Source organism: Actinoallomurus sp. NPDC050550 (assembly GCF_040655075.1).
GTDB lineage: Bacteria > Actinomycetota > Actinomycetes > Streptosporangiales > Streptosporangiaceae > Actinoallomurus.
Window position 1 is genome coordinate 253778 of sequence record NZ_JBFAJC010000001.1, and the last position, 19510, is coordinate 273287.

Genomic DNA, 19510 nt, shown 5'->3' on the forward strand with positions numbered 1-19510 from the left:
CCGTGGGCGTCTCACTACCTGAATAGTACAACGAGCATGCTGCGGGTGATCATGCGTCGCGTGGAGCCCGGTGCCTGAGGGGCTCACGGGCAGAGACTATCCCCGCGGGGCGTACGCGGTGCCCGGTGGGACGTAGACGCGCCAATGGTCCCCGGCCGGGGTGGTGAGGACGTATCGGCGCCAGCCGCGCGTGTACCGTGGGCGGGCCCCGGTGAGTTCGAGGTCCGCGAACCGCGTCGTCCGGGCCTCGCGCAGGAGGCCAGCGGTCGTGGTGGAGGCGTTGTTCCCGCTGACCTCCACGGATCGGCAGCCCGCGTAGAAGGCCAGCGGCTGCGCCTGTTCCCCCGACAGCGTGCACGGCCGGTGGAGGCCGAGGTCGCGCAGGCTCGCCGCGAGCGAGGAGTAGTCCCGGCGCGACCCGGCCTCGAACCCGCTCACGCGCCCGAGTACGACCTGCTGGCCGGCGGCGAGGAGGACCAGCCCGGTCGCGACGGCGCCGGCGACCGCCCCGCGCCACCGTCCCCTGGTCAGGACCACCAGGCCGACGGCGAGTTCGGCGACCGGCAGGGCCAGCAGCGCGTAGGCGGGGATGAGGAAGCGCGGCGCGGCGTACCCGACGAACAGCAGGTACACGGCCGCCAGCACGGCTCCGCAGGCAGCGGCCGGCGCGAGCAGGCGCAGCCGGCCGTGCCGGGCGGCCAGGACCAGCCCCGCCACGACGAGCGGAGGGATCGCCGGCCACCACAGCGCGAGCGTCGGGACATGGGAGATCGTGGTGCCGCACGGCCGGCACAGGACGAACTCGTTCAGGGTCCGCAGATTCATCAGGACGCCGTCGGGATGCCAGCCCAGGCCGCCCTCCACCCTGCTGGAGTCGCGCAGCCGCCGAAGCGGATCGCCGAACCGGACGTAGGCCTCCACCATCCACGGCAGGAGGCCCCCGGCCATGCCCAGGGCGATGCCGGCCAGGAGACCGATCCGGTGCCGGCCCATGACGACGGCCGCCGCCGCGAGCGGGAGCACGAGCCACACCGCGTCACCCGGCCGCAGCAGTGCGGTGCACGCCACGGCGGCGGCGAGCCACGCGCACGCCCGCCGGGGCGCGACGTTCCCGGGATCCGGCACGCCGCCGCCGACCGCTGCGATCTCCCCGCGCGGCGCGGCCACGTGCGTGAACCAGCCGGCCGCCGCGACCGCCCCGTACGCCACGTACAGGTTCGGCATGACCTCGTTGCCGTAGAACCGCACCATCCACAGGCTCGTCAGGAGCAGCGCGGCGATCCCGACCGTGACCGGGCGCAGGAGCCGGGTCCACGGCCAGTACGCGACGACCAGACCGACGGACGACAGCACGGTCATGTACCACCGCAGGGCGGTGAGCGACGACGTCACCGCCACGACCGGAGCGGCCAGCAGCGTGATCCCCCGGGCCCGAGGCGCGCTGAAGTACGCTGCGGGCACGTGCGGGCTGACCTGGCTGACGTAGACGGTCTCGTCCCAGCCGAGCCGCATGTGCGCGGCCGCACCGGCGAGTTGGGCGATACCGTACGCGACGGCGACGATCATCAGCGGAGCGGCGGGACGCACGGCGGGCATCGGCGCCCGCCAAGACCTGATCACGCAGGTCAGGGTAGACACCGAGGCTGTGGGAATCCTCTGAACCGCGCCGGGAGACCACGACATGTGGGTGGCCGGATCCTCCGGGAGGGGGAAAGGTGAGCGTGGCGCTAACCATGCGTTGAACCGTTGCTGACCCAGGGGTTCCTACGCTGGCGGCCAGCGATTTCGCATACTGAGGGGATCCGTGCACCCGCGGAAAAACATACACATGCTCGATGCTCAACTGGTCGGCGGTCACTGGTCGCATGTGGCGCTGGCCGGCTGGGTGACGTTCGGGCCGATTCTGTTCGCCGCCCTGCTCGGAACCGGATGGTGGATGGCGCGTCACCGGCGCGCCGCGGCCATGGCCGCCGCGATCTGGGCGCCGGTCGGTGTCATCGCCGCCGTGCTGGTCAACCAGCCGCTCGAGCAGACACCGACGGTACGACTGCCGATCTACGGGGCGGCGCGCACCGCGGCCCTTCCCGAGCCGAGCGACCACATGGCGGTCGCGTTCGCGACCGCCGTCGGCCTGCTGCTCGTCAGCCGGTGGCTCGGGCTGGTGGCCGGCGGGGCCGCGGTGCTCATGGCACTGGCCTTCGCGATCGGGGGAGTTCCACTGGAGGACCTCGCCGGGGGCGGCGTCGTCGGAGTGACGGTCACGCTGATCGGCTTCGTGCTGTTCGAGGGACCGGTGCGGCGCCTCGTCGCACGGATCCGCCGGACGTGGCTGCGTCCCCTCATCGGACCAGGCGTCACAACAGGCGTCAGACCGGGCGTCACAACAGGCGTCCGAACAGGAAAGGCGTCTTGATGGGCCTGACCGACGGCCCCTTCGTCGTACTGCTCGGCATCCTCGGGCTGGCCGCGTTCGTGGCATGCGTCATCCTGCTGCCCCGCGTCGCGGGTGGCGGCCCGCGCCAGGTGGCGTCGCGGGCGGGCCTCGTTGTGGGCGCCCAGCTTCTCGTCGTCTTCGCGATTCTCGTGGCGGTGAACTCCTCGTTCGGCTTCTTCGGCTCGTGGGCCGACATGCTGGGCACGGACAAGAGCAAGGTGCACGTCGTCGGCGGCGCGGATCCGACCTCGTCGCCCGCCGCGGCGTCGCAGCCGTCCCTGCGGCCCTCGTCCGACGCGTTGTCGCGGAGCCTGCCCCCAAAGGAGGGACGCCTGGACGCGGTCGTCTTCCACGGACCCCGCTCCGGCGTCACCGCCCCGGCCTACGTGTACCTGCCTCCGCAGTACTCCGAGCACGCCTACAAGCATCGGCGCCTGCCCGTCGTGCTGGTCCTGACGGCCGACGTGCACGCCGCGATCACCCACCTGCGCCTGCCGTCCGTCGCGGCCGGTCAGATCGCCGGCCGCACCGTGCAGCCGACGGTGTACGTCCTGATGCGTCCGGTCGGTGCCTGCGTCGACGCGCCCGGCGGGCAGCAGGCCGACACGTTCTTCGCCGAGGACGTGCCGATGGCGGTCGCGGCGTCCTACCGTGTCGCCCACGACGGCCCCGGATGGGGGGTGATCGGCGACGCGGACGGCGGCTACTGCGCGGCCAAGCTCGCCCTGGAGGCCGGCGACCGGTTCACGGCGGCGGTCAGCGCCGCCGCCTCGTACGGCGCCCCGCCCGGAGAGCTGTACGGGCGCAGCGCGGCGATCCGGTCCGAGAACGACCTGCTCTGGAGGCTGAGCCACCGCCCGCCGCCCCCGGCGCACCTCCTCGTCGTCACCGCGGGCGGCGCCACCGTACCGGCGCGGCAGCTCACCGCGGTGGCGAAGCCGCCGGTACGGGCCGACTCCCTCACCGTCACCGGCGGTGGCGCGCTCCCGACCTGGCAGCGGGACCTTCCTGCCGTACTGAAATGGCTCAGCGGCCGGCTGAGTCCGGAGAACTAATATCGATGGGCCTCACGGGCACTCCCTTCATTCTGCTCCTCTGCCTCCTCGCCCTGGCGGCGCTGGTCGGCGTCGTCTGGGTCGCCCCACGCGCGGCGCGCCGGGTCCCGGCGCGCGTCGGCCTGCTGCTCGTCTCCCAGGTCCTCCTCCTCTCCGCCCTCCTCACCGTGGCCAACGCGTACTTCGCCTTTTACGGATCCTGGGGCGACCTGCTCGGCATGCCCGGCGGGTCAGGGGGAGGCGGCACCGGCGACCCCAGCAGCCACAACGGCCACGTGACGGGGGGAGCCGGCGGGCCCGCCGGCCAGGACCCGGCGCTCGTCCCGACGCACGACGCGTTCATCGACGGCCACCAGGTGCCCGCCAAGGACGGCCGGCTGGAGGCGGTGACGATCCACGGGAGCCACTCGGGGATCACCGGGCTGGCCTACGTCTACCTGCCGCCGCAGTACTTCCGCGACAAGACCCGGCGCTTCCCGGTGACGCTCGCGCTCACCGGCTACCCCGGCAACGCCCAGAACCTCATCACCCGCCTGCAACTCCCGCAGACCGCCGCCCGCGAGATCGCCGCCCGCCGCCTCAAGCCCATGATCTTCGTCATGATGCGGCCGATGCTCACCCCGCCTCGCGACACCGAGTGCACCGACGTCCCGAAAGGCCCGCTCGCCGAGACGTTCTTCGCCCGCGACCTGCCCGCCGCGATCCAGGGCGCGTACCGCACCGTCCCCGGTCCGACCGGCTGGAGCGCGATGGGAGACTCGACCGGCGGATTCTGCGCGCTCAAGCTCGCCATGCGCCACTCCGACCGGTTCGCCGCGGCGATCTCCCTGTCGGGCTACTACAAGGCGCTGCGCGACATCACCACCGGCGACCTGTACGGCGGGAGCCCCGCCTACCGGAACGAGAACGACCTGGCCTGGCGCCTCCAGCACCGCCCCGCCCCGCCCATCGACGTCCTGGTCACGACCAGCAAGGTGGGCGAGAAGGACTACGCCGCGACGCGCCGCTTCGTCGCGCTCGTCCACGCCCCGATGCAGGTCTCCTCGATCACCCTCCCCACGGGCGGCCACCACTTCAGCGTCTGGCGCCGCGAACTCACCCCTGCCTTGCGCTGGCTCAGCGGCCGCCTCGGCGTGTGAGGCTTTCGTCTGGCAGCGCGGATGAGCCGACGGCCCTGCCGGGTCGGCGTCGTCGTGTTGACGCCGCAGTGGACCGGCGGATGCCCTATTTGCGCGCTTTGTAACGTCAACGAAGGCGCCTCGCGGCCTATCTGGACACGCTCGCCGCGATCGGCCGACCGGCTACCGCGCCAGGGCCTGGAGGTCCCAGACGTTGATCCTTCCGTCCCGGCCCGCGCTCAGCGCGACGTGACGCCCGTCGAGCACGGCCGTCCGGACCGTCTCGACGCTGCCCTTGTGGCCGGACAGCGGATCGCCTACCTGCGTGCCGGTCCGCAGATCCCAGATCCGCACCGTCGCGTCGTCGCCCCCGGTGACCGCGAGGCAGCGGTCGTCGAACGTGACGGTGTCCAGGGAACGGATGGTCTCCTCGTGCCCCGTCAAGGGGTCGTGAATCGGATCGTCTTCGGGATCCCGGGTCAAGTCCCACACGTAGATGTCGTTCTCGGCCGCCGCCGCCACGACCGGGCCTTCCGCGAGACGTGACAGGGAGACGGCCGCCACATGCCCTGCCTCGCTGTAGAACGACGCCAAGCTCTCGCCTCGCGTGAGATCCCACACCGTGACCGCCCCGTCACCTCCGCCCGCTGCTGCCATCGCGAGGCCGTGGCCGGATGCGGCCGTGACACCGCCGATGCCCAGGATGTCGTCGTTCGGGAGTTCCGTGGGAGGCTCCTCGGCGGACGGCCTCCACACCAGGATCTCGTCCGCGTTCTGCGTGGCGGTCACGAACAGGGGCGGTCCCTCGCCTCGCACTTCGGTGATGGCCGCGGTGTAGTCGTCGTTGAAGCTCGCTCCCCGGATCAGTTCGCCGCTCTCGAGATCCCAGAGGGCAATGCCCTGTTCGTCGCCTCCCGCCGCAAGGACCACGCGCCCGCCGGACACGACGGCGGCCACCGAATCGATGTCGTTCTCGGCATCGGGATACTGCGCCGCCATCGGATCCCCGGCGCAGGCGAAGGCCAGGGGCCGGTCCTGCCAGACGTCGCGCAGGGGATCCCAGGACCACACTCCTCCGTACCGAAGGTCGGCGCAGACGACGAGCGGCCCAGTCGCGGTCTCGACCACCGTGAAGTCCGTGATCCGGGACCCCGAGGGCACTTCGCTGCTCGACATCGCCGCTTGCGTACGCATGTCGCGAAGATACCGTCCAAGATCCACATCTGTACGCGCTTCACCGTTCCGGGTGTTTCAGGAAGTGCGGCGTGCGCGCACAGGGAGCCAGACGGCGAGCCCCATGATGGCCATCGCAAGGGGGACATGGATCGCGGTCAGGGTGTCCTTGCTCGCGTCGCGGATCTGCCCGCCGATGTAGGACTCTGCGATGAGGAGGGCCGTGAAGACCAAGCCACCGATCCACAGGTCCTTTCGCGTGCGCCGCTTCCAGAGCGCGTAGGCGGTGCCCAGAACCGCGAAAGCGATGGCTGCGTCCGCACCTCGGGCATGAACGTCGATCCAGCTGCCGGCGGCATCGCGCTGTCCGTCGTGTTCGAGAAAGACTCCGGCCCACAGGCCCTGGAGGAGGACCGCGACTGCGGAGATGCCCACCAGGGCGCTGAATACGGTGTTGCGGGCGGAGGAGAGGGTGGAGGCGGCGGTGGTCGTCGACTGATCTGTGCTCATGTTCATGTGAGGGGGCTCGCAGTCTTGTGGTGCGTGGACAGCGTCCGAACGGCTGCCGCTCATGCTTCCGACACTAAAGCATGATCGTTAAGCGCAGACTGATGGCGTGTAACAACTGCCCTGGACAACCGTGGACGGAGCTGGAGAGCGCAGCCGTTCGGTAGCTTCACTTAGCCGGTGGGTTCGTCGAGGGGGAGTGTCGGCGCCGGCCAGGCCGGATCGCGTTTCCACGATGACCAGTCGTCGGCGAAGGGGCCTTGGCGGGATTCGATCAGGGAGACGACCTGTTGGCGTGCGGTCTCGACGCGCCGGTGGAGCGCGTCGTCGATCAGCCCGAGGCGGCGGGCGTGGGCGTATTCGTCCTCGTCTTTCCAGCGGTAGGTCGACAGGTCCGCCGTCACTACCAGGTCCAGCAGCAGGTCGAAGGTGTCGATGCCGATGGCAGTCCGCTGGAAGGGCCGGACGAAGTCGACGTACCAGCCGCCACAGCGGCCCTCGGCATCGAAGAACCGGCTGACGCTGAAGTGCCGGCCGGCTTCGTACCGAACGAGCACGGTGGTGTCCCGCCAGACCCACCGGTCCAGTTCCCAGCGGCCGGAGGCCAGGTTGGGGACGGCTTGCTTGCGCACGGCATCATCGCCGGTGCGCAGCCACTGGATCCAGGTGGTCGGCGCGAGCATCTCGACACCCGGCCAGCAGCCGAGCATCAGCACGGTGTCAGTGCCCTGGATCACTCGAAAGGGGGCCGCCGACCACACTTTGCCCCGCAGCACGTCCCGGCGAACCACCGTGGATCCTCGAGGGAACGCCGGCGCCCCGGCCCCGTCGACCGTCACGGTCTTGATCCTGCCACGGCGATACCAGCGGCAGGGCGGATGTCAGAGACGGATGCCGCGACGTCAGCCGTGGCAGCTGGAGCCGCGGGGCAGGCGGTACGGGGCGGCGATGCGGTACTTGCCGGGTTCGGGGGCGTACAGGCGGATCCAGTCGCCCGCCTTGGCCAGGCAGCCTGGGCGGCCGTCGAGGACCTTCAGCCAGGGTGACCAGGGGACGCGGATGAGTACCGATCCGGCGGTGGTGACGGTGACGTCGAGTTCGTTGTCCAGGGCGCGGTCCACGGTCGCCGGCGGGTCGGCGAGGGGGACGGCGTCGGTGACGCGGTACAGGCGCCAGTACCGGTTCTTCCACACCGGCTTCAGCCAGGGCTGGCCCGCGCCGACGATGCGGGCCTCCTCTTCGGCCTGCCAGTCGGGTTGGGCCGATGGCAGGACGACGTACCCGACGGCCCATCGGCGTAGCCACGCGTGGTAGGTGTCCGGGGTGAGCGTGCCGTCGTAGAACACGGCGTTGCGCTGCACGTCGGCCTGGCGGTTCCAGCCGCGGGCGAGGTTGACCTCCGAGGCCAGTGCCGAGGCCTCCAGGTGGGTGCGCTCCGGGACGACCTCGACCCGTCCACGGTCGGCGCGGACCCGGCGCAGTTCGTTCACCAGGCTCGTCGTGTGCCCGACGTTCGCGGCCGTGTTGACGAGGTCGAAGACCGGCCGGACCACCTGGGAGATGACCGTGGCCGCGAACGCGACGTACAGGATCGCCATGCGCCGCCGCATCGCGGCGGCCAGCAGGACCGGGCCCGCGAACAACAGGGCCATCCGGTCGACGTTGCTGCCCACCTGCGACGGGATGATGAAGGTGAGCACGGTCCCGATCGCGTACACCACCGCGCCCATGCGAACGGTCCGCCACTCACGGGGCGCGTACTTCGCGAGCGCCAGGGAGGCGATGATCGGTGCGACGACGAGGTACCAGGCGAACGGCTGGACGCCGCTGAAGGGGAAGAACAGAGCGGATCCCGCGACGACCACGGGCGGGCCGGCGGCGACGGCGTACGCCGCCGTGCGGCGTCGCGTGAGGAACAGCGCGGCGGCGACGACCTCCAGGAACAGCCCGGCGACGGGGCTGGCGAGGGTGGCCAGTAGCCCGAGGGCGACGACGGCGGCGGCGCGGAGCGGCCGGGGGCCCCGGGGGACGAACACCACGGTCACCGCGGCCAGCCCGAACAGCAGGCCCAGTGCGAAGGTGACACGGCCGGAGACGGCGTTGCAGGACAGGGAGAACGCGCCCCACAGCGCCGGGGCGAGGGGGCGTCGGATCCCCGAGCGGACGAGTAGCAGGGCGACCAGCGCGGCCGATAGAGTGCCGGCGATCACCGCGACCGTGCGCACCCCGATCAGTGCCATGAGGTACGGCGCGAGGACGCTGTAGGAAGCCGGGTGCATGCCGCCGTACCACGCGAAGTCGTAGGCGGAGCCGGGATGACGGAACGCGAACTTCGTCCAGGCATACTGTGCGGCGAGGTCTCCGCCGTCCGTCGCGGCGTACGAGGCCCACAACAGGTGGAGGATGGCGGCGGTCGCGGTCGCGAGCACGATCGGATGCGACAGCCATCGCCGGTGGGCGGGCCGTCGGGTGCGTGGAGCGTCGGCGGTAGGTGCCGGCTGTAGCGTGGTGGTCATCGCCCGGCGGCACTCCCCGTATGTGCCTGGTGAGGCTCGTGAGGCTCGGGGGACATTCGGTCAATGATCGAGGATGGGCGGGCCAGGGGCAAATCCGGCGCGCCGAGGGGCATGAACCTCTCGCATCCGACATAACGGCCGTGGGGGATCCTTACCGAATTTCCGAAACATTGCAGCGCCTGGGAACCAAGCCCTAGTGTTTACCGTCGGACCAGCGGATGTGCGCCTCCGACGCGCCACCCAGCAGGCCTTCGGGGCAGTGACGGGAAGGTTGTTTCGTGACTCAGCTTGTCGTGGAGGGCAACGGCACGTCGGTGGCTCTCGATCCACGACGTACCTACCGCGTAGGCCGGGACCCTGGGTCGGAGATCGTCGTCGCCGTCGACGGCGTCTCCCGGTCGCACGCGACCCTTCGATTTGAATCCGGTCAGTGGGTGCTGGAGGACAACGGCAGCGCGAACGGCTCGTTCGAGGGCGGTCGCCGGATCCAGCGGGTCGCGGTCGCGCCCGGCAGCGAGATCCGGCTCGGCCATCCCGAGCAGGGCGTTCCGCTGACCTTCCGGGCGGGCCAAGGGGCGCCGCCCGGCCCCGGACAGACGCCCGCGGCGGGCGCGCCCGCCACAGCTCCGGGGCGGCCGCAGTCGCCGGCCGACTCGCCCGGCCCCCGGCCGCCGTACCAGCAGGATTCTCCCTGGGGCTCCCCGCCCGCCGGGCCGTCGCAGCCGGGCGTCCCCGGACAGTACCCTCCGCCGACGCCTCAGCGGCCCGCGGCGGCAAGCGGTACCGGGCCATACGGGCATCCGCCCGCTCCGGAGGTTCCGCAGCAGCCCGCGGCCGGTGGCACCGCGCCGTACGGCTACCCGCCGGCGCCAGAGGGTCCTCAGCAGTCCCCGGCCGGCACCGGGCCGCACGGGTACCCGCCCGCTCCAGAGGTTCCCCGGCAGCCCGCGACGGGCGGCACGGCGCCGCACGGCTACCCGCCGGCGGCGGCGTACCCCGGTCAGGGCCAGCCGACCGTGGCTCCTGGGACGCCCGTGCCGCCCCAGCAGCAGCCCTCCCCGTACGGGACCGCGCCGCAGCAGGCGCCCGGATACGGCGGCGTCCCGACGCAGGTTCCGTCAGGCTCCGGCAGCGGCCCCTACCCGGCTCCGTCAGGCTCCGGCAGCGGCCCCTACCCGGCTCCGCCCGGACCCGGAGGCGTCCCCGCCTGGCAGAGCGCCCCGACGCATAACCCGGCGCAGGGCCCGCGCCCGCGGTCGCCGATCGTGCAGACCATGAGCGGTCAGTACCGCGAGCCCGCGCACGTCCGGAACCTCGGTGGTTCGAACGTGGTGCGCATCGGCCGCGGCCCCGAGAACGACATGGTCGTCGCCGACCTCCGCGTCTCCCGCCAGCACGCCGAACTGCGCTCCGCCGGCGGCACGTACGAGATCGTCGACCTGGGCAGCCGAAGCGGCACCTACGTCAACGGCCGGCGGGTCGAGCGCGCGTCGATCGGCCCGCAGGACATCATCGGCATCGGGCCCTCGACGTTCCATCTGGTGGACGACGTCCTCATGGAGTACGTCGACGCCGGAGCGGTCCGGCTCAGCGCCCACGACCTCACCGTCACCGTCGACAAGGGCAAGGTGCTGCTCGACCACGTCACCTTCCCGCTCGGGGAGAAGTGCCTGGTCGCGGTCATCGGCCCCAGTGGTTCGGGCAAGTCGACGCTGCTGCGCGCGCTCACCGGCCTGCGCCCGGCCGACCAGGGCGTCGTCTCGTACGACGGGCGCGACCTGTACCGCGACTACGCCGAGTTGCGCTCCCGCATCGGGCTGGTGCCGCAGGACGACATCCTGCACACGCAGCTCACCGTACGCCGGGCGCTCATCTACGCCGCCGAGCTGCGGTTCCCGGACGACACCCGGCAGAGCGAGCGCAAGGCGCGCGTCGACGAGGTGCTCAAGGAGCTGGGCCTGGACCACCGCCGGGACAACAAGGTCTCGTCGCTGTCCGGCGGCCAGCGCAAGCGCGTCAGCGTCGCCCTCGAACTGCTCACCAAACCGTCGCTGCTGTTCCTCGACGAGCCCACCTCCGGCCTCGACCCGGGTCTGGACAAGTCGGTCATGCAGATGCTGCGCGGCCTGGCCGACGACGGCCGTACGGTCGCCGTCGTCACCCACAGCGTCGCCAACCTCGACATCTGCGACCGGCTGCTCGTCATGGCACCGGGCGGACGGATCGCGTACTTCGGCCCGCCGAAGGAGGCGCTGCCGTTCCTCGGGTTCGACGACTGGGCGGACGTGTTCCAGGCGTTCGACGACCCGTCCATCGACTGGGGCGGCCGCTACCTGCAGTCTCAGGAGCACCAGCGGTACGTCCAGGCGGAGCTGGTCCAGCCGGTCGCGCAGACGGGCCCGATCGGCGGCGGCAACTTCGAGCAGCCGCCCAAGGCGCAGAGCTGGCCGGAGCAGCTGAGCACGCTGATCCGCCGCTACTGCCGCAGCATCGCGGCCGACCCGATGTTCCTCGGCATCACCGTGCTGCTACCGATCATCATGGGTCTGCTGGCCCGCGCGGTGCCCACCGGCAACCTGCTGGCGCCTCCCGGCAATGACAGTCAGGCGGCGAACCTCCTGCTCATCCTGTGCATCGGCGGATGCCTCACCGGCGCCGCCAACGCGGTGCGCGAACTCGTCAAGGAAAGAGCCATCTATCAGCGAGAACGCGCGGTCGGGCTGTCCAGATCCGCGTATCTCGCCTCGAAACTGCTCGTACTCGGCCTGGTCACCATCGCGCAGGGCGTCGTGCTGACCCTGGTGGCCATGCTCGGCGTCAAGACGCACGACAAGGGCGTGATCACGACTCCGTTGATCGAGCTGGTGCTCGCGATCGCCCTGCTGTCCTTCACCGCGATGACCATGGGCCTGCTGATCTCCGCGTTGGTCAAGACCAGCGAGATGACGATGCCGCTCCTGGTGATGACCACGCTGGTCCAGGTCGTGTTCTGCGGCGCCCTCGTGCACCTCGACGGCAAGCCGGGGCTGGAGCAGGTCTCCTGGCTGGTCCCGGCCCGGTGGGCGCTCGCCGCGATGGCCGGCACGCTCAACGCCGGTGTGCTGATCCCCAGCCGGGGCGACGCGCCGGACCCGCTGTGGAAACAGGACACCGGCACGTGGGCGTACGACATGGGGATCATGCTCGTCCAGGTGGTCGTCCTGACATTCCTGGTCACGCGGATGCTCCGCCGCCAGGAGCCCGAGGTCATGCGCAAGTAGCGTTCCACGCGTGAGAGGGGGGAACAGCGGGCGGTTCACCCGGTGTCCCCCCTCGGTATCGTTGATCACCACGCCCGCCGGCGGCTCGAACCTGGAGGTGCCATGGCGTCCGAATCGAGGGAACCCTGGGTGTCGTCGCCCGCCGACGACGACGCGCAGGTCCAGCGGCCCCTGACGCTCGATACGTCCGTGCCGCACACGGCCCGCATGTACGACTATCTGCTGGGCGGCAAGGACAACTTCGCCGTCGACCGGGCGGCCGTGGAGAAGGTGCTCGCCGTTATGCCGGACATGCCGCAGAGCATCCGGCTCAGCCGGCTGTTCCTGCGCCGCGCGGTCCGCTACGCGGCGTGGCGCGGTATCACCCAGTTCCTCGACGTCGGCACCGGGATCCCGACCGCCGGCAACGTGCACGAGGTCGCCCAGGAGATGTCGCCCGAGGCCCGCGTCGCGTATGTCGACCACGACCCGATCGTGCTGACCCACGCCCGGGCGCTGCTGTCCGACGAGGAGCAGGGACGGGTCACGATCGTCCTGTGCGACCTGCGCGAGCCGGAGACGATCCTCGCGAATCCCGAGGTGCGGGAGATCATCGACTTCGACCGGCCGGTCGCCCTGATGCTGGTGGCCGTCCTGCACTTCATCCGCGACGACGAGGACCCGTACGGCCTGGTGAAGCGGCTGTGCGACGGGCTGGCGCCCGGCAGCATGCTCATGCTGACGCACGCGACGATGGATCCGGATCCGGAGACCGGCCACAAGGCCTCGACGGGCTGGGCCAACGCCTCGTCCACGATGAACATGCGGACCTTCGACGAGATCCAGCGTTTCTTCGACGGGCTCGAATTCGTCGAGCCGGGCCTGACCGGCCGGTGGAATCCCGACGACGAGCCCATGGAGATCCTGGAGCAGAGCATCAAGAACATCTGGGGATACGGCGCCGTCGCCGTGAAACCGCTCACCGGACCGGGCGAGGGCGCCGGTCGCTGACCTGGGCGGGAGCCGCCTGCGGTCCGCTGCCGGAACGGCAGACCCGTCCATGGTGTGCGAGCCGTCCGTGGAGCCGTACCATCATGGGGCCGAAAGGGGATGTGGAATGCCGGAGACGTGGGTGGTTGTCGGTCTCGACAACGGCGGGACCAGCAACAACGCGACAGTGCTGGACGCCGCAGGGAAGTTTCTCGTCGACCGGCTCGTGGAAACACCCAGCCAGGTGCTTGAAGGGCCGGAAGTGGCCGTCGAGGCCCTCGCTGCGGCCCTGACCGGAGTCCTCGAGGTGACGGGCGTCGATCGGGCGCAGGTGCGCGCGGTCGGCCTGGACACCCCTGGACCGGCGAGCGCGACCGGCGTGATCTCGAGCAAGGGCGCCACCAACTTCCCGCAGCCCGAGTGGTGGGGCTTCGACATCCGCGCCGCCCTCGAGGAGCGCCTGGGCCTGCCCGTCGTCTACAACAACGACGGCAACGCGGCGGCGCTGTACGCCCACCACGCCCACTTCGGCGCCGACGCGTTCGGGCACTCGTCCATCTCGGCGATCGTGGGCACCGGTCTGGGCGGCGGTGTGATCGAGGCGGGGAAGGTCGTCAAGGGCACCGCCGGGATGGCCGGCGAGCTCGGGCACGTGAACATCCCGATGGAGGGGCTCCTGCAGGACGCCCAGCCGCTGCCCGCCTGCAATTGCGGCTTCTCCGCCGACGCCGAGAGCGTCGCCTCGCTTACCGGGATCACCAACAACCTGCTGCCGTACTGGCTGGCCCGGTTCCCGGACCACCCGCTGAGCGCCGAGCCGCTCGGCAAGGCGGCGAAGCTCGTGCGCGGATACGGCGAGAAGGAGGACCCCCTCGCCCTCAAGATCTTCGAGCAGCAGGCCATCGCGCTCGGCCGGCTGTTCACGATCGCGGCCAACTTCACCGACCCGAGCGCGTACTTCGTCGGCGGGGGCGTGGTCGAGACCGGGCCGAGGTTCCGCCAGTGGTTCCTGGACAAGGTCCGCGAGCACACGGTGCTGCGGGAGGAACAGGAGCGTGTCACGGAGTTCGCGCTCGTTCCCGACCTCGACATGGCCGGCGCCCGCGGCGCCGCCATCGCGGCCCGCGACACCCTGCAGGACTAACACGCGGCCGCCCACCGCGACGAAGCGGTGGGCGGCCGGGAAGACCGGTCAGGCGGCGTCCGCGGAGGCGCGCCTGCCGAAGAACAGGCCGTCGGCGCTGACGCGGCCCGCCCCGACGACCGCGAGGGCCAGGGTGACGGCCGCGAGGGTGAGGACGAGCTCGTAGCCGCCCTTGTCGACGAACAGGCCCTTGTCGACGTGCACGGTGAGGAACGCGCCGACCATGTCGAGGAAGAGCAGCACTCCGGCGATGGGCGTGAGCAGCCCGAGGATCAGCAGGATCCCGGCGCCGAGCTCGACGAACGTGGCGTAGTAGGCGGAGAGGGTCGGGGCGGGGACGCCCATCGCCTTGAACGCGTGCCCGGTCGCGGTCAGGCCGTTGGTGTGGAACTTCTGCCAGCCGTGGGCGACGAAGACGACGCCGATCGCGACACGGGCGACGAGCAGGGCCACATCGACCACGGGCGGCGGGATTCGGCGGGACATGAGCGAGGTCCTCCTGAATGCCGGTTTCTTGAATGTTCAAGGACGTTAGCAGCTACTTGAACGCTCAACAAATCCGCTAGAATCGTGCTGATGAGCGAGACACGATGGCTGAGCCCCGACGAGCAGAAGGCCTGGCGGGCCTACCTGAACGCCCACCGGCTGCTGCTCGACGCGGTCGACGCGCAGCTCCGTCGTGACTCCGGCATGCCGCACGCCTACTACGAGATCCTCGTTCGGCTCTCGGACACCCCCGACCGGGCGTTGCGCATGTCCGTGCTCGCCGACGGTCTTCGCGTCTCCGCGAGCCGGCTGTCGCACGCGATCGCGCGGCTGGAGGAGCGCGGCTGGGTGCGCCGGGAGGACTGCCCGACCGACAAGCGCGGTCAGCTCGCCGTCCTCACCGACGAGGGTTTCGCCGCCCTGGCCGCCGCCGCGCCGGGACACGTCGAGGCCGTACGAGGCGCGCTGTTCGACGCGCTCGACCCAGAGCAGGTTCAATGGCTCGGCGCCATCAGCCAGACCCTCGCCGACCACCTCGCCTCAAGGGAACGCCGGACCGGCTGATCCGGCCCTCGGTGCGAGACACGGCTCGGGCTGGACCCGATCAGCGCCCGACACGACGACCCGAGGTCCCCACGGGAAGGTCACGCGCGCTCATTCCGGTCGACCGGAGTGATCAGAAGCGCTTCGTTCCGCGCCGGTGCGGATCGAGGTGCGGAAGCCGCCCGGCGTGGTGGCGTATTCGCGGCGGAAGGCTTTCGCGAAGGCGAACGCGGAGCCGTACCCGACGTCCTTGGCGATCTGCGCGAGGGTCTGGTCGGTGTCGCGCAGCAGCCGGGCGGCGACGGTCATCCGCCAGCGGGTGAGGTACGTCAGCGGCGCCTCCCCGGCGAGCGCGGTGAACCGGCGCGCGAACGCGGCACGGGATAGGCCGGCCACGGCGCCGAGCCGCTCGATGGCCCACAGGTACGCGGGTTCGGTGTGCATGGCGGCGAGCGCCTGGGCGGTCGCAGGGTCGGCGAGCGCTGCGGACCACCCGGAGGCGCCGTCGGACTCACGCAGCCAGGCGCGGAGCATGTACACGAGGAGAGCGTCCACCAGCGTGTACGCGACCGTCACCGACGACCTTCACCGGCTCACCGGGAACGCGCCCAGAAGCCTGGAAACGTACGCCAAGGAGGTATGGGCCCGGTGACCGTCACGGGTTCTTGAGGCGCAGCGCGAGGGCGGGGCACATGTCGATCGCCTGGTGGGCCTGCCGGAGCAGCCGCTGCGGCACCGTCTTGCTCTCGACGACCGGGAAGCCGAATTCGTCCAGGCTCACGAGGTCGGGGACGAGGTGCCCGCACAGGCCGTGCCCGGCGCAGCGGGCCCAGTCCACCGTCAGCCGCAGCCCGGTGTCCTCGACCTCTTCCGAGGCCGCCTCTTCGCCGTCGATCGGCAGCAGGCCGCGCACCGGCCGGCCGCAGGTCCCGTCGGCCAGGTGGACCGCGACGTCCTCCGCGAACACCTCGAGGGCCGAGGCGATGAAGCGGGACGTGCCGTCCGGGTGATGGCAGGCCCCGCGTCCCTTCACGACCTGTATGCCCTGCCGTACAGCCGACAGGGCGTCGGATCGCGAGTCGCCTTCCGCCAGCGCGCGCAGCGACCGGGCGAGGGCGGGCAGCCCGAGGCGGCAGGGGCCGCACTGCCCCGCGGTCTCCAGGCCCATGTAGGCGGCGACCCGGGCGACCTCGCCGAGCGGGCACACGTCCGGGGCGAGCGGCAGGATGATGCCCGCGCCCAGGCTCGCGCCGGCCTTGGCGATGTCCTCCCGCGACACCAGCGCCCGGTTGGCGGCGGCGGGCGGGAGCCACGCGCCGTGGTAGCCGCCCATCAGGACACCCTGGCCGACGTCCGCCCGGCACAGGTCGAGCACCTGGAACAGCGGGGTGCCGGCGGGAGCCTCGACGACGACCGGCCGTCCGCCGGCTCCCCAGACGGTCATGAGGACGGTCCCGGGCTCCTCGGCGGTCCCGATCGCCGCGTACAGGTCCGGCCCGAGCTGGGAGAGCAGCGCGAGCTGGGCGAACGTCTCGGCGTTGGACAGCAGGGTGGGCAGTCCGTCCACGCCGCGCTCCGCGGCCCGTACCTTGCGGCCCGGCGGGAGCGCGGGATTGCCGTTGACGCCGTTGACGAGCGCGCCGCCCTCACCGGTGACGAAGCGCTCCGGCAGCCGGACGACGCGGATGAACCCGCCGAGGTTGCTCTCCACGACCGCGCTGCGGATGGACCGGCCGGCCCGGCCGCCGTCGGTCACGCCGATGACGACCTCGCGGGCGCCGAGCGCGAGGGCGGCGAGCATCGCGCCGTCCAGGATGAGGTGCGGGGTGCGGGCCATCAGCAGCTTGTCCTTGGCGCTGGCGGGCTCGCCCTCGGTGGCGTTGACGAGGACCACCGTCTGGGCGTCCTGGCGGCGGGCGGACGAGACCACCGCCTTGACCTTGCGGGCGAACGGGAAGGCGGCGCCGCCTCGGCCGCGCAGGTCGACCTTCTCCGCCAGCGCGATCAGCTCGCGCACGCTCCGGCGCCGGAACTCCCCATGGATCTCCCGGTGCGAGGTCTGGTCGATCCGCTGGTGACGGTGGAGTCCCCGGCCGAGGCGCGGCGGCCCCACGTACCGGTAGTCCATCATTTGCGGTCACCCAGCCACGGCGCGGTCTCCGCGCGCAGCGCCGCCCAGAACTCCTCGTCGGGCAGGTCGCCGTTGTCGGCGGAGCTCCTGGCGTTCGCGCCGGCCCGGTCACGGGGATCGGCACCGTCGTGGCGCGGTCCGGCGCCGCCGCCCGTCATCCGGCCATCGCCCCGGACCTTGCGGGTGCGGAGCATGCGCCGGTCCCGGGCCAGGCGCGGCAGCCGGCCCGTCGCCGCGATCAGTACCAGGACGGCGCAGACGATGTAGCTCCACGTGACCCAGGCCTTCGGCGGGCGGCCCGCCGTCAGACCGTGGACGATCGCCAAGGGCCACATCACGTACGCGAGCGCGTGCACGGTGCGCCACATCCACGGCCGGGCGTTGCCGACGAAACGGCCGCGCAGCACCCCGGTGCCGAGGATGACGACCAGCAGGTCGCCCGCGATGGTGCCCAGGCCGACCAGGACCGCTCGGCGCCCGTGGCCGGTGAAGGGCAGGAACGCGTCCAGGACGCTCGCGTGCGCCTCCATGACCTTCAAGACGATGTGCGTGGCGAGGAAGCCGACGGCCATCACCGCGGTCGCGCGGTGGGCGCCCTGGGCGAGGATGCGCAGGCCGATCGGCAGGGTCCGCTGCGCGGCGGCCACACCGGCGACGACCGCGGCGGTCGCCGCCAGGAGCGCGAACACGCCGACGTAGAACTCAAGGAACGCCCGGAGCCGTACGACCAGGGCGGCGCCCTGCGACGTCCGGCCGACCACCAGCACGAAGGCGAGGAGCAGCAGCGTGACCAGCGTCGCCCGGGCGCGGCCGGGTCTTCGGGGGGGACGGTCCCGCACCCGGCGGCGCCGCGCCCCGCTCTCCCGGGGTGCGTGCCGCGGGCCGGAGACCCGCTCAGAGGCTGCCATTGGGGCTCCCACCGGGCAGGGGGAGGTTCGGGACCCGCACGCTCGGTGAACCGGACTTCGGCGTGCCGGAGGGGGAGGGGCTCCCGGACGGTACGGGCGGTGAGGTCGGCATCACGCCGAAGTTGAGCAGCGGGTTGCCCGCGTCGACGCGGACACCGGCCCGCTCGGCGAAGGTCGCCGCCGCCGTCTCTCGCAGGGTCCAGCCGCCGAGCTGGAGCCGGTCCAGGCGCATCGGGCCGTCCGCGTCGCTGAGCGCGAACCGGACCATCCGTTGCGGTGCCTCCCCGCCTCCGCACGGCTGCTCGGTGCCGGTGCGGCCGAGGTAGTCGCCGCGCTTCACGAGGCTGCCGTCGCTTACCCGCGTGACGTCGCTGAGCTGGTAGTACTCGCTCGCCAGCCCGTTCGGGTGGATCAGGAGCACGAGTCCGTGGCCGGGCGTGGAGGAGCACAGCCGGTAGATCCGGCCGTCGCCGGGGGCGAGGACGCGCCCGTCCCCGCCGTCGAAGCCCGACACGCCCTGGTCCGAGGCGAGGAGGGACCAGGACTGCCCGATGCCCCACGGCAGCATGAGGCCCGTGTCGAGCGGTGTGTCGGCCGCCGCGCTGAACTTCGCCAGCACAGGCCGCTCGGCGTCCGACACGACGGAGGCCGGCGCCTTCTTCAGCAGGGCGGCGAACTCCGGGGTCCCGGCGAGGGCGACCTCCCAGCCGGTCCCCGTCATCTGCGCGAGAAAGACGGACGACTCCGGCATGACCGTCATATCCGATGGCGGGGGGATCGTCTCGGTGCCGAACGCCCAGTCGTCACGGCGGTCCATCCTGCTCAGCCGCACGATGGGGGTGTTCAGGGTCCCGACGCCGTAGTTGCGCCGGACCACGGGGCTGCGTTCGGCGAGTGCCACCTTCTCCACCTTCCGGCTCAGCTGAGTGGCCGGGCTGACCGGGATCCGGGACGGTGAGGGATGGGCGGAGACCGGACGGTGTGTGCGCGTGGGCGTCGCGTGGACGTGGCGTCTTTCGGCGACCGGGTGCCGGGCGGACGGCGGCATGACGACCTGCTCGACGATCGCGGCGAGCATCAGTCCCACCGCGATGACGACCACGCTGCCCAGGGCGGAGACCCGGTCGCCCAGCGACGCCGCCGGCCTCCGGCGCCGTGGGGGGCCGAGCCGTCCGTGCCTTCGGTGAGTCCTCGGCATCGACCTGCCTCTCCAGAGGACGATCGTTAGTGATCGAAACCGGATTGCGAGAGGAGTGTAGGGCTTCT

17 protein-coding genes are annotated in these 19510 nt (G+C 71.6%); 7 read left to right on the plus strand and 10 right to left on the minus strand.

The window, feature by feature from the left end:
* Nucleotides 1–96: 96 nt before the first annotated feature.
* Nucleotides 97–1620, minus strand: a complete 1524-nt coding sequence (locus AB0I04_RS01220) for a hypothetical protein (RefSeq protein ID WP_360877014.1) — start codon at nt 1618–1620, stop codon at nt 97–99.
* Between the two features lie 208 nt (nt 1621–1828).
* Between AB0I04_RS01220 and AB0I04_RS01225 the strand changes: the two genes are divergently transcribed.
* The 3 genes from AB0I04_RS01225 to AB0I04_RS01235 are packed head-to-tail and all read left to right on the plus strand — an operon-like array spanning nt 1829 to nt 4628.
* Nucleotides 1829–2413, plus strand: a complete 585-nt coding sequence (locus tag AB0I04_RS01225; protein WP_360877017.1) for a hypothetical protein — start codon at nt 1829–1831, stop codon at nt 2411–2413.
* On the plus strand, nt 2413–3489 hold the full coding sequence (locus AB0I04_RS01230) for an alpha/beta hydrolase-fold protein (protein ID WP_360877019.1): 1077 nt from the start codon (nt 2413–2415) through the stop codon (nt 3487–3489). Before AB0I04_RS01225 ends, AB0I04_RS01230 begins: the two co-directional genes overlap by 1 nt.
* 5 nt (nt 3490–3494) lie before the next feature.
* Entirely contained in the window at nt 3495–4628 is a 1134-nt protein-coding gene (locus AB0I04_RS01235; RefSeq protein WP_360877022.1) for an alpha/beta hydrolase-fold protein, read from the plus strand.
* Between the two features lie 162 nt (nt 4629–4790).
* Here the strand turns inward: AB0I04_RS01235 and AB0I04_RS01240 are convergent, their stop codons facing one another.
* The 4 genes from AB0I04_RS01240 to AB0I04_RS01255 form a co-directional block, all read right to left on the minus strand.
* Entirely contained in the window at nt 4791–5801 is a 1011-nt protein-coding gene (locus tag AB0I04_RS01240; protein ID WP_360877025.1) for a hypothetical protein, read from the minus strand.
* A 57-nt stretch (nt 5802–5858) separates the two neighbouring features.
* Complete coding sequence (locus AB0I04_RS01245; RefSeq protein ID WP_360877027.1) at nt 5859–6353, minus strand: hypothetical protein; 495 nt, start codon at nt 6351–6353, stop codon at nt 5859–5861.
* Nucleotides 6354–6460: 107 nt separating this feature from the next.
* The gene (locus tag AB0I04_RS01250; RefSeq protein ID WP_360877030.1) at nt 6461–7078 is read right to left on the minus strand and encodes a DUF402 domain-containing protein; all 618 of its coding nucleotides are present in this window, start codon (nt 7076–7078) and stop codon (nt 6461–6463) included.
* Nucleotides 7079–7189: 111 nt separating this feature from the next.
* A complete protein-coding gene (locus tag AB0I04_RS01255) occupies nt 7190–8803 on the minus strand; it encodes an MFS transporter (RefSeq protein WP_360877033.1) in 1614 nt (537 codons plus the stop codon).
* A gap of 278 nt (nt 8804–9081) precedes the next feature.
* On the opposite strand from AB0I04_RS01255, the gene AB0I04_RS01260 reads away from it, so the two are divergent.
* The 3 genes from AB0I04_RS01260 to AB0I04_RS01270 all read left to right on the plus strand — a co-directional run bounded on the left by AB0I04_RS01260 (nt 9082) and on the right by AB0I04_RS01270 (nt 14176).
* Nucleotides 9082–12063, plus strand: a complete 2982-nt coding sequence (locus AB0I04_RS01260; RefSeq protein ID WP_360877036.1) for an FHA domain-containing protein — start codon at nt 9082–9084, stop codon at nt 12061–12063.
* Between the two features lie 102 nt (nt 12064–12165).
* Entirely contained in the window at nt 12166–13053 is an 888-nt protein-coding gene (locus AB0I04_RS01265) for an SAM-dependent methyltransferase (protein WP_360877038.1), read from the plus strand.
* A gap of 106 nt (nt 13054–13159) precedes the next feature.
* A complete protein-coding gene (locus AB0I04_RS01270) occupies nt 13160–14176 on the plus strand; it encodes an ROK family protein (RefSeq protein ID WP_360877041.1) in 1017 nt (338 codons plus the stop codon).
* A 48-nt stretch (nt 14177–14224) separates the two neighbouring features.
* Here AB0I04_RS01270 and AB0I04_RS01275 read toward each other — a convergent pair whose 3' ends face one another.
* Nucleotides 14225–14662, minus strand: coding sequence for a DoxX family protein (locus AB0I04_RS01275; RefSeq protein WP_360877044.1), 438 nt, complete (start codon nt 14660–14662; stop codon nt 14225–14227).
* A 90-nt stretch (nt 14663–14752) separates the two neighbouring features.
* Between AB0I04_RS01275 and AB0I04_RS01280 the strand changes: the two genes are divergently transcribed.
* On the plus strand, nt 14753–15226 hold the full coding sequence (locus AB0I04_RS01280; protein WP_360877047.1) for a MarR family transcriptional regulator: 474 nt from the start codon (nt 14753–14755) through the stop codon (nt 15224–15226).
* A gap of 90 nt (nt 15227–15316) precedes the next feature.
* Here AB0I04_RS01280 and AB0I04_RS01285 read toward each other — a convergent pair whose 3' ends face one another.
* The 4 genes from AB0I04_RS01285 to AB0I04_RS01300 form a co-directional block, all read right to left on the minus strand.
* Nucleotides 15317–15781, minus strand: coding sequence for a helix-turn-helix transcriptional regulator (locus tag AB0I04_RS01285; protein ID WP_360877050.1), 465 nt, complete (start codon nt 15779–15781; stop codon nt 15317–15319).
* 79 nt (nt 15782–15860) lie between these two features.
* Nucleotides 15861–17336, minus strand: a complete 1476-nt coding sequence (locus AB0I04_RS01290; RefSeq protein WP_360877053.1) for an NADH-ubiquinone oxidoreductase-F iron-sulfur binding region domain-containing protein — start codon at nt 17334–17336, stop codon at nt 15861–15863.
* Complete coding sequence (locus AB0I04_RS01295; protein ID WP_360877056.1) at nt 17333–18244, minus strand: hypothetical protein; 912 nt, start codon at nt 18242–18244, stop codon at nt 17333–17335. The genes AB0I04_RS01290 and AB0I04_RS01295 overlap by 4 nt, the downstream gene beginning before the upstream one ends.
* Nucleotides 18231–19442: a M23 family metallopeptidase gene (locus tag AB0I04_RS01300; protein ID WP_360877058.1), complete on the minus strand. Its 1212-nt coding sequence runs from the start codon at nt 19440–19442 to the stop codon at nt 18231–18233. Before AB0I04_RS01300 ends, AB0I04_RS01295 begins: the two co-directional genes overlap by 14 nt.
* Nucleotides 19443–19510 lie beyond the last annotated feature (68 nt).